Raw genomic sequence first — 10,336 nt, forward strand, 5'->3', positions numbered from 1 at the left:
CTAGAGGTACTCGTCCAGCCAGTCGAACATCCGGTGGTTGGCCACGGCCTGCGCGCCCTCCTGGCAGTGCAGGAGCCCCGTGTCCTGGGTGGTGAAGAGCATGTAGTCCTTCGGGCACTCCAGCGCGTCGAAGAGCAGCCGGGCCTGGCCCTGGGAGAACGCCTCCGCGGTGCCGTCCATCACCAGCGTGCGGCAGCGGATGCGGTGGACGATGGGCTCGTTGTTGAACCGGCGCAGCTCGAAGAGCAGGGCCGATGGCGTGCTGACGCCGTGCTTGGACATCGAGTCCTTCATGTACCAGCGATACAGGAACACCTGCTCCATCAGCTGGGCCATGGCCGCGTCGAAGGCCTGGGGGTTGCTGTCCAGCAGCTGCATCAGCTCCGGGAAGTACATGTTGAACTGCTCGAAGGAGGACTGGCCCCAGTTGAGGACGCCGGGGTTGGGGATGAGGATCTTGATGCGCCGCTCGAACGCGGCGGCGCGCGGCACCAGCGCACCACCCATGCTCCACCCCAGCAGCGCGATGCGCCGCGAGTCCACGCCCGCGATGCACAGGGCGAAGTCCACCACCGGGCGGATGACCTGCTCCCAGTCGTGACGGAAGGGAAGCCCCTGCTCGCGGATGGCCATGCCCTGGCCGGGCGCGTGCACGATGAGGCAGTGGTAGCCCCGCGCGAGCGCCGCGTCGATGACGTACTTGGACTCCTCCGGCCACGCGTCGCGGCCCTGCTGGAAGATGAGCAGCGGCGCGATGCTCCGGGCGCTCGGGGCGCGGAAGAAGTAGCCGGGCAGCGTGGTGCGCTCGTACGGGATGCGCACGGGCGTGCCCGGAATCTTCAACAGGTGCAGCGCCTTGTTGTAGGCGTCCACCGCCTTGCGCCCGGTGGCGACCACGCTCGGATGAGTGGGCTCGGGGTGGTGGATGAGCGCGGCGCGGTAGTAGTTGGCGGCGCGCAGGTAGGCATTGCCCGCGCTGATGGAATGGCGGCGGGACTGGCTCACGTCGCCCATGGCGCGGATGCGGTCGGCGGTGCTCACCCACTCGTTGGGCCAGCTCCAGTCATCCCCCGCGACGATGCGGGACGCGGTGTCCAGCACCTCGCTGATGTCCGACTGCGCGCTGTAGGTCCCGGCCAGGAAGTGCAGGAGTTGGCTCTCCATGATGGGGTCCGCCATCAGGCCCAGCTCCCACCAGGGCCGGGGCTCGTCGGAAGACGAGGGGGACGACGAGGTCGTGGACGGCTGTCCGGCCGCCGCTGCGGGAGCGCCCCGGAGGAGCGCAAGCCCCCCGGTCAGCCCCAGGCTGGCTTGGATGAGGGAGCGACGGTCCAGTGTGATGCCCATGGTCTCTGGCCTCCAGCGAAGTGCTGGCGCTTCGAACACCGCAGGCCTCCACTTCTGTCACTCACCGCGTCGCCACCAGCGCGAACACGCGGTGGGGCACGGCGAACGGCGTCTGGGGGAACCGCTCCGCGAGGAGCTTCGCGTGCGCGACATCGAAGCGGGCGGCCTCGTCCTCGGAGAGCACCGGGCCCACCTTGGCGCTGGCGCGCACCCGCCCCATCCAGGCCTCGTGGGAGTAGTGGACGACGGTGTCGAAGGAGAAGGACTCCAGGCCGGTGAAGCCCGCGGTGGCGACGTCCTGGAACCAGCGCGGGTAGATGCCGGCGTCGTGTCCGAACTCGACGTAGGGCGCGACCTGCGAGGGATTGAAGGTGTCGATGAGCGTGTGGACCCCCTGCACGACATTGCCCGGCAAAGGCAGCCAGTCGAAGTGCGCGATGACCAGCCGGCCTCCCGGCGCCAGCACCCGGAAGGCCTCGCGGGCCGCGGCGGCGCGGTCGAACCAATGCCAGCACGTGCCGGCGGTGACGAGCCCGAAGGACTCCGACGGCAAGCCGGTCCGCTCCGCCGGAGCCACGCGGAAGTCGATGGACAGCCCCTCCTCGCTCGCGAGCCGGCGCGCCGAATCCAGCATGGGCTCCGAGAGGTCCAACGCCGTGGCGTCACCTCCGCGCTTCGCCAGTCCCCGCGCGAGCGTGCCCGTGCCCGCGCCCAGGTCGAGCACGCGCTGGCCCGGACGAAAGACGCCTTCACGGATGAGTTTCTCGAAGAAGGCCTCCGGAAAGCCGGCGCGGTGCCGGGCGTAGTCCTCCGACGTACGGCCAAAGTCCACCTGCATGGCATGTCCTCCAGGGTTCAAGGCTCCACGCGTCCATCAGGAAAGACACGTCGACAGCGGCCGCGCGCCGCGCCGACACTCCCCTTCCAGGAGGTGGATGGAGCATGGATAGACGCCGCGGTGGACGCTCTCAATCTCGATTCGAACATCGACCTGAGCGCGAGGAAGCCCTGGTGTCGGCAAGCGAGGCCGCGGCGCTGCTCGGCGTGAAGCTGGCGACGCTCTACACCTACGTGAGCCGGGGACTGGTGCGGTGCGTGCCGGTGCAGGGAACGAAGGAGAACCGCTACGCACGCGCGGACCTGGAGCGGCTGAAGGTCCGCCACGACGCGAGGGCGGGACACGCGGCGGTGGCGGCGGGAGCGCTGCGCTGGGGCGAGCCCGTCATCGACTCCGCGGTCTCGCGCGTGGAGGCCAAAGGCCTGGCGTACCGGGGAAGCCACTCCGCGGTGGAGCTGGCCACGAAAGGGCGCTCCTTCGAGGACGTAGCGGAGCTGCTCTGGTCCGGCGCGCTACCGAAACACCGGGACACGACGTGGCCCGCGACACGAGCCCCCATCCCTCCTTCCGCGCTGGCGGCGCTCCTGCCCCAGGGCACGCCTCCCGCGAAGGTGCTGGCGACGCTGGTGCCCCTGCTGGGCGCGCGGGACGCGGTGCGCTTCGCGGCGCCACCGGACCAGGAGCTCGTGCGGGCCCGAGGCCTGCTGCGTCACCTGGCGGCGTGGGTGTGCGCGGCCCGGGCGCCGGAGCGCGTGGCCCACGCCTTGAGGGAACAGACGGTGGCGGACTCGCTGGCGCACGCGTGGGACGCCCGCTCTTCGCACGCTGCGGCGTCGTTGAACCAGGCACTGGTACTCTGCGCGGACCATGAGCTGAACGTGTCGACGTTCGCCGCCCGGGTGACGGCATCCTCTGGCGCGGACCTGTACTCGTGCGTGGGCGCGGCGATGGCGGCGCTCTCCGGAGCGAAGCACGGAGGCGCGTGCGACCGCGTGGAGGCGCTCCTCACGGAGGTGGGCCGTCCGGAGCGGGCGAAGGAGGTGGTGGACACATACGTCCGCCGGGGCGAGTCGGTGCCGGGCTTCGGCCACCGGCTGTATCCCCAGGGAGACCCGCGCACGCCCCCGCTCGTCCTTGCCGCGCGGGAGCTGCGCCCGGATGCGAGATCGGTGCGCGTGGGCGCCGCGCTGGTGGACGTGATGCGCGACGCGGGACATCCCGCGCCTTCGATGGAGGTGGGGCTGGTGATGCTGGCGGAGGCGCTGGGGCTGCCGAAGGGCGCGGCGGCGACGGTGTTCGCGGTGGGGCGCTCGGCGGGCTGGGTGGCGCACGTGCTGGAACAGCGGGAGCAGGGCCACCTGCTGCGCCCCAGGGCTCGCTACGTCGGCCCCTCTTCACCAGGGACAGATTGAATTCATCGGCCGGGATTCAGGATGGGGGTGGCGATGTTTGTGGACCCATTGCGACTCTTCACCCTTTGGAGCCACTGCATGATGAAGAAGACCGCCCTGCTGACCTGCCTGCTCGGATTGCTGGGAGCTCTCCCGGCCAGCGCCGCTGAACTCAAGGACGTGTTCGGCAAGGAGGTCCCCATCGGGCAGGGCCGGCCCACCCTGGTGCTGTATGCCAACAAGGGCACCAAGGATGAGCTGCGCCAGCGAGCTTCCCAGTTCATCTACGACGTGCGTGAGAAGAAGCCCATCGTCGTCATCCACGTGGACCTGCGCGACGTTTCGGGCCTCTTCAAGGGCATTGCTCGCGGGGAGATCCGCAAGAGCCACAACGAGTCGCTCGCCGCCATGAAGGACCTGTACCGCCAGAAGGGCGAGGCACCGCCCGCCGAGCTGGACTCGTCGCTCTACATGGTCGCGGACTCCAAGGGTGAACCCCACAAGTCCATGGGCCTGGAGAAGGGGTTCGACCACGTGTTCGCCCAGGTGCTTGGCACCTCCGGGCAGGAAATCGCACGCGGCGCCTTCTCGGAAGGTGCCCGGAAGCTCAGCCAGGCGATGACCGCCGCGCCCGCCGTGGCGTCCCGCACGCCCTGAGTTCACGGGGTGTGTCCCCCACGCTCCTGCACCGCGCGTGGGTGGACGGCAAGGGATGAACAGCCTTACCTTGCTGACGCGTTAGTCACTGCTCACCTGGAAACCATGTTGATGCATGGGATTCAAACGGTGGGCGGTGGCAGCGCGTCAGGTTCATTTCCCCCGAGACACCCCACATGTTCAAGTTCAAGACGTGCAGCCTCGCCGTGGTGGCCCTTGCGTTCAGCGCCTGTGGCCCCGCGCCGGAAGCGACGCAGCCGGCCCCCTCCGGCAGTGACATCGCGCAGGTCCAGTCCCAGGTGACGAAGGCCATCCCGGGCACGACGTGCGTGGTCGAAGCGACGAAGCCCTACACGTATGACATCGGGGGCCCCATCAGCGCCCAGGCATCTGCCTGGGATTGCGACCAGGACTACCCCATCATCTACATCTGCTCCACCGTGGAGCAGAAGTCGGTGAGCAGCACGGGCACGGTCACCTGGACGGCCATCCCGGGCAGCCGCGGCTGCTGGCCGGAGACGAACACGGACTTCGGTGGCCAGACGGCCAACCCCACACCCTACGCGGCGGGCGTCTACCGTCAGCGTTCGCAGGCGGCCATCAAGCTCAACGCCACCACGTGGACCCCGGCGCAGCCGTCCACCTGCGCCACGCTCTCCAGCGACATCCCCTGCAAGTTCACCGAGGTGGTGTCCGGCAACGTGACGCTGTGACGCATGATGTCGTGATGTGAAGCACCCCGGACACCAGGTGCGGACCAGGGCAGGCGTTGGCTAGTCTGACGCCTTCCCGTTCCACCTGGAGTCTTTCATGCACATCGAATCCCCGCGCAGCGCCCGTTCCCCGAAGGCCGTGACGTTCCTCCGCATCCCGGTGCTGCTGGCCGTGGGCATGATGACGATGGGCAGCGGCATGGGGAACCCGGGCTGTGGCGGCAGTAACTATTCTGTCTGTGAGAGCGGTTGCGCCATCGGGGGCACCTACACGCTCCAGTTCGCGGACACATCGCCCCCTGGGGAGGTCTGCGAGACGTTGGGGCTCGGCCTGCCCACGGGGCCGCTGGAGTTGACGCGCTCCGGGCGGACCGTCTCGGCGGGCCTCGACGGCATGAAACTGTCGGGCGACTACGACTTCGACGAGGCCGACCGGCCGCTCACGCTGTACGGGACGAAGTCCGTGACGAGCACGCGCACGTACTCCGGCAGCATCAAGTCGGCGGTGGCCACGCCCGCGCCCGAGACGGAGACCGACACCTCGGTCATCACGGGCGAGTACGAGCTGATTGGAACCTCCGAGGACAACAGCCTGAGGTGCCACATCAAGCGGAACTTCACCGCGACGCGGTAGGGCCTCGGCCCCATTCGGGGTGCGGTAGGGTCGGGGCCATGCGTTCCCCCCTCATGGCCTCACTGCTGTTCCTGATGATGTCCGCGCCAGCCCGGGCCGCCGTACCGGCTGGCTTCGTGGAAACGAACTATTCGTCCACCAGCCTGACACCCGCCACCGGCATGGCGTGGGCGCCGGATGGTTCAGGGCGCCTGTTCGTCACGCTGAAGAACGGCGTCGTGCGGACGGTGGCCATGAAGGACGGCGTGCTGGAGACGCAGCCGGGCACCTCCACGCTGGTGACGCGCACGTTCGCCACGGAGCCCGCGGTCCACACCAACAGCGAGTGCGGACTCATCGGCATCGCGTTCGACCCGAACTACGTGGTCAACCGGTACGTCTACTTCTTCGTCACCGTCTCCACCTCCGAGCAGCGCATCGTCCGCTACACGGACTCCAACGGCACGGGCATCGCGCGCACGGAGGTCGTCACGAGGCTGCCCACGGCGGGCAACAACCACGACGGCGGCGGGCTGGGCTTCGGCCCGGACGGGAAGCTCTACTGGGCCATTGGCGATCTGGGCAACGGCTCCGGCGTGGACGCGGACCTGACGTCGCTGGCGGCCAAGATGAGCCGCGCCAACCTGGACGGCACGCCCGCCAATGACAACCCGTTCAACGACGGCGTGGGCCCCAACAACGAATACATCTGGGCGCGCGGCCTGCGAAACCCGTTCACCTTCACGTTCCAGCCCGCCACCGGACTGCTGTGGGTCAACGGCGTGGGCGACCGCTATGAGCAGGTCTTCGTCGTGAGCCGGCGCAGCCACGCCGGCTACAACGACTACGAGAACAACCAGCCCGTCGGGAACGACTACCTCACCCCCGTCATCAAGTACCGCACCAACACGATTGATTCGAGCACCGTCACCGCGACGGGCGCGGTGCGCAGCGGGGGCATCACCACCTTCACCACCGCCTCGCCGCACGGCTTCCGCAAGGGGGAGAGGCTCACGCTCGAAGGCGTGGGGGACGCGAGCTTCAACGGCGAGTTCTACGTCGCCAGCGCCAACAACGCGCCCACGACCACCACCTTCACCGTGGCCCAGCCGGGCCTGCCGGACACGACCAGCGGCGGGGGCACAGTCACGACGCAGGCGCTGGGCGGCTCCATCACCGGCGGCGTCTTCTACGACGCGACCCTCTTCCCGCCGGAGTACCGCGGCAACTACTTCTTCGGCGACTACAAGAGCGCCCAGGTGACGCGCGCCACGCTGGCGGCGGACAACTCGGTGGCGACGGTGGACGAGTGGGGCACGGGCTTCTCCGCCAACGTGGACATGAGCGTGGGGCCGGACGGCGCGCTCTACGCGCTGGGGTACACCAACGGCGTGGTGCGCCGGGTGACGCCCACGGCCACCGGCCAGAGGCTGGTGGTGTCCGGACTCAACCTGCGCCTGATGGAGGGCGGACGCGCGGCCTTCACCGTGCGGCTGGCCCAGGCGCCCTCCGCCAACGTAGCGGTCCAGGTAGCGCGGGCCATGGGCGGCTCCGAGGACCTGCGCCTGCTGGGCGGTGGCACCCTCACCTTCTCTCCCGCGAACTGGAGCGTGCCGCAGGTCGTGGTGCTCGAGGCGGTGGAGGACGCGGACGTGGAGCCGGACGTCGCCACCTTCACCGTGGCCTCCGAGGGGCTGACGACCGAGTCGGTGGTGGCCACCACCATCGACAACAACTCGACCCGGCTGGTGCTGTCCACTCGCCGGCTCGTCGTGCCCGAGGGCGGCAGCGCCACCTTCGACGTGTCCCTGTCCCTGCGGCCCTCGTCGAACGTGACCGTCACCGTGGCGTCCACCCAGGGGGATCCGGACCTCACCGTGGCCTCCGCGTCCACGCTCAGCTTCACGACGTCCAACTGGAACACGCCGCAGACCGTCACGCTCCAGGCGTCGCAGGACGCGGACAACGTGGATGGCACGGCCACCATCACGCTCGCCATTCCGGGCCTGGACGCGCGCACGCTGGAGGCCGTGGAGGCGGATGACGAACCGCTCCAGCCCACCATCTCCTCCACGCCTGTCACCACCGCCGGAGTGGGCATCGAGTATCGCTACGACGTGGAGGCGGTGGGCCGGCCGCAGCCCACGTACTCGCTGGAGGGCGCGGTGCCGCAGGGCATGAGCATCGACGCGACCACCGGCCTCATCACCTGGACGCCGTCGGCGGCGGGCACCGTGGACGTGCACGTGCGGGCGACCAATGGCGTGTCGCCGGACGCGGAGCAGTCCTTCACCATCACCGCGGAGGCGGAAATGGGCGAACCGGATGCCGGCACCGACGCGGGCACGGAGACCCCGGATGCCGGCACGGGGCCCCTGGATGCCGGCACGAACAATCCCCTGCCCGAGGACGACTCCGGCTGCGGCTGCGGCGCGGCCCCGGTGGCGCCGCTCGCGTGGCTGGCGCTCGTCGCGCTGGCCACCCGTCGCAAGCGGTCGCGCGCGAGCTGAGGCCTCGCTGAAACAGAAACGGGAGGGCGCCCGTGCTGGACGCCCTCCCGTTCCATTTCCGCTTCAGCGCGGCATGAAGGCACTTGCGCGTGTCCGGAAGCGGGACGCGGATTCCCATCGCCGGTCAGGGAAGTGACGGGTTCATCCCCGCTGTCGCCTGGGGGCGACTGTGCGCGCTCCGTGGCATGGGCCATGCTCAATGGCGTCCCCAATGGCTCCCCTCCTCCATGACCTCCTGCTCGCGCTGCGGCGACTGCGTCGCAGCCCCACCTTCACCGTCGTGGCGGTGGCCACGCTGGCGCTGGGCATTGGCGCCAACGTCGCCATCTTCAGCGTGGTGCACGCGGTGCTGCTGCGGCCGTTGCCCCTGCGCGACGACGCGCGGCTCGTGCGGCTGTTCAGCGTGGGCCAGCAGGGACCGGGGCCGACGTCGCCGCCGGACCTGATGGACCTGCGCGAACAGACGCGGGCCTTCGAGGGGCTCGCTGGCGTGGCGCCCACGATGGTGACGCTCGGGGCGGACCGGCTGGAGGCCTCGCCCATGAAGGTGCAGGCCGGGCTGGTGACGGCCGACTTCTTCCAGGTGCTGGGGCCCCGCGTGCAGTTGGGCCGCGCGCTCCGGGCCGGGGATGACGCGCCTGGGGCGCCCCAGGTCACGGTGCTGTCGCATGCGCTCTGGCAGCGCCGCTTTGGTGGCAGCCCCGACGTGCTGGGGCGCGCGGTGAACCTGGGCGGCCCCGTGCCGTGGACGGTGGTGGGCGTGATGGCGCCGGGCTTCGACTTCCCGTCGCGCGCGGAGCTGTGGACGCCCATCGTCCAGGACGAGTCCATGACGAAGCCGGAGGCGCGCGGCGCGCACTGGCTGGAGGTGTATGGGCGGATGGGGCCCGGCGTGAGCCTTGAGCGGGCGAAGGCAGACGCGGCGGCGGTCGCGCGGGGCCTGGCGGCGCGGCATCCGGCGACGAACGCGGACATGGGCGCGAGCGTGGAGCCCTTGCGCGACGTGCTGCTGGGCCAGGTGCGCCCCTCGTTGTTATTGCTGCTGGGCGCGGTGGGGCTGGTGCTGCTCATCGCGTGCGCCAACCTCATGCACCTGCTGTTGGCGCGGGCCGCGTCGCGCGAGGCGGAGACGTCCGTGCGGCTCGCGCTGGGCGCCAGCCGGGGGCGCATCGCGCGGGAGCTGTTGGTGGAGAGCGCGCTCCTGTCGGCGCTGGGTGGCGGGGCCGGGTTGCTCGCGGCGCTATGGGCGCTGGATGCGCTGGCGGCGTTCGGGCCCCAGGACATTCCGCGCATCGACGAGGTGTCGCTCGATGGAACGGTGCTGGCGTTCACCGCGGGCCTGTCGGTGTTCACCACGCTGCTCTTCGGGCTGGTGCCTGCGTGGCAGACGTCGCGGGTGGAGCTGGCGCGCGTGTTGCGGACGGCGGGCGAGGGCGCGGGCGGCGCGGCGCACCACCACCGAACCCGCGCGGCGCTCATCGTGGCGGAGACGGCGCTGGCGGTGCTGCTGCTGGTGAGCGCGGGGCTGCTGCTGCGCAGCTTCGTGCACCTGCGGCAGGTCGACCCGGGCTTCCAGCCGGAGGGCGTATTGACGGTGAAGCTGAGCCTGCCGCCCAACCGCTACGCCATGGGCAGCGCGGCGCCCGCGGCCTTCTACGACGGGCTGCTCGAGCGGCTGCGGAGCCTGCCCGGGGTGACCGTGGCGGGCGCGGTGAATGCAGTTCCCATGGAGGGGAAGCGGTGGACGCTCGCGGTGCGTGACCCGCTCCGGCCGGTGGCGCCGGGCACGGAGCCCTGGCAGGCCAGCATGCGCATCGTCACGCCGGACGCGTTGGAGGCGCTGCGGGTGCCCGTGCTGCGCGGCCGGGGGTTGCTGCCGGAGGACCGGGGCGCGGGTGGGCGCGCGGTGTTGATCAACGCGGAGGCGGCGCGCCGCTTCTGGCCGGGAGAGGACCCGCTGGGACGCACGCTGGACATGGACATGGACCTGGGCAACGGCGCGTTCGGAGGCCGGGTGGTGGGGGTGGTGGCGAACATGGCCACGGAAGGACTGGCCGCGCCCGCCGCGCCGGAGGTGTATGTGCCCTATGAGCAGGCACGGACCACGGACATGACGCTGGTGCTCCGTACGAACGGGGAGCCGCTCGCGCTGGCCGGGGCGGTGCGGGCGGAAGTCCGGGGGCTGGACGCGAACCTCGCGGTGGGCAGCGTGCGGACGCTGGCGTCGGTGGTGGATGGAACGGTGGCGCCGCTGCGCTTCTATCTCC

Annotated in this window: 8 protein-coding genes; 6 read left to right on the forward strand and 2 right to left on the reverse strand. The window is 70.4% G+C overall.

Going from position 1 to position 10,336, the window contains the following annotated elements:
- Entirely contained in the window at positions 1-1,347 is a 1,347-nt protein-coding gene (locus D7Y15_RS27340; RefSeq protein ID WP_120579716.1) for a S9 family peptidase, read from the reverse strand.
- Between the two features lie 61 nt (positions 1,348-1,408).
- Positions 1,409-2,185 carry a class I SAM-dependent methyltransferase gene (locus D7Y15_RS27345; RefSeq protein ID WP_120579715.1) on the reverse strand — a complete coding sequence of 259 codons (777 nt, stop codon included), beginning with the start codon at positions 2,183-2,185 and terminating at the stop codon, positions 1,409-1,411.
- A gap of 173 nt (positions 2,186-2,358) precedes the next feature.
- Here D7Y15_RS27345 and D7Y15_RS27350 point away from each other — a divergent pair, with 173 nt between their 5' ends.
- From D7Y15_RS27350 to D7Y15_RS27375, 6 genes are all read left to right on the forward strand, one after another.
- Positions 2,359-3,597, forward strand: coding sequence for a citrate/2-methylcitrate synthase (locus D7Y15_RS27350; RefSeq protein WP_233597334.1), 1,239 nt, complete (start codon positions 2,359-2,361; stop codon positions 3,595-3,597).
- A 78-nt stretch (positions 3,598-3,675) separates the two neighbouring features.
- The gene (locus tag D7Y15_RS27355; protein WP_233597333.1) at positions 3,676-4,233 is read left to right on the forward strand and encodes a hypothetical protein; all 558 of its coding nucleotides are present in this window, start codon (positions 3,676-3,678) and stop codon (positions 4,231-4,233) included.
- A gap of 176 nt (positions 4,234-4,409) precedes the next feature.
- Positions 4,410-4,946, forward strand: coding sequence for a hypothetical protein (locus tag D7Y15_RS27360; RefSeq protein WP_121754414.1), 537 nt, complete (start codon positions 4,410-4,412; stop codon positions 4,944-4,946).
- Between the two features lie 97 nt (positions 4,947-5,043).
- The gene (locus tag D7Y15_RS27365; RefSeq protein ID WP_121754415.1) at positions 5,044-5,580 is read left to right on the forward strand and encodes a hypothetical protein; all 537 of its coding nucleotides are present in this window, start codon (positions 5,044-5,046) and stop codon (positions 5,578-5,580) included.
- A 38-nt stretch (positions 5,581-5,618) separates the two neighbouring features.
- Positions 5,619-8,069: a PQQ-dependent sugar dehydrogenase gene (locus D7Y15_RS27370; protein ID WP_121754416.1), complete on the forward strand. Its 2,451-nt coding sequence runs from the start codon at positions 5,619-5,621 to the stop codon at positions 8,067-8,069.
- Between the two features lie 211 nt (positions 8,070-8,280).
- A partial coding sequence (locus tag D7Y15_RS27375) for an ABC transporter permease (protein WP_148712884.1) occupies positions 8,281-10,336 on the forward strand: 2,056 nt, incomplete at its 3' end.

The sequence above is a fragment of the Corallococcus sp. AB030 genome, assembly GCF_003668965.1.
In the GTDB taxonomy this organism is placed as follows: domain Bacteria; phylum Myxococcota; class Myxococcia; order Myxococcales; family Myxococcaceae; genus Corallococcus; species Corallococcus exiguus.

Bases quoted from the DNA above. Each gene is read 5' to 3' on its own strand.
- D7Y15_RS27340 (WP_120579716.1), bottom strand. From the start codon at position 1,347: ATGGGCATCACACTGGACCGTCGCTCCCTCATCCAAGCCAGCCTGGGG.
- D7Y15_RS27345 (WP_120579715.1), bottom strand. From the start codon at position 2,185: ATGCAGGTGGACTTTGGCCGTACGTCGGAGGACTACGCCCGGCACCGC.
- D7Y15_RS27355 (WP_233597333.1), top strand. From the start codon at position 3,676: ATGATGAAGAAGACCGCCCTGCTGACCTGCCTGCTCGGATTGCTGGGA.
- D7Y15_RS27360 (WP_121754414.1), top strand. From the start codon at position 4,410: ATGTTCAAGTTCAAGACGTGCAGCCTCGCCGTGGTGGCCCTTGCGTTC.
- D7Y15_RS27365 (WP_121754415.1), top strand. From the start codon at position 5,044: ATGCACATCGAATCCCCGCGCAGCGCCCGTTCCCCGAAGGCCGTGACG.
- D7Y15_RS27370 (WP_121754416.1), top strand. From the start codon at position 5,619: ATGCGTTCCCCCCTCATGGCCTCACTGCTGTTCCTGATGATGTCCGCG.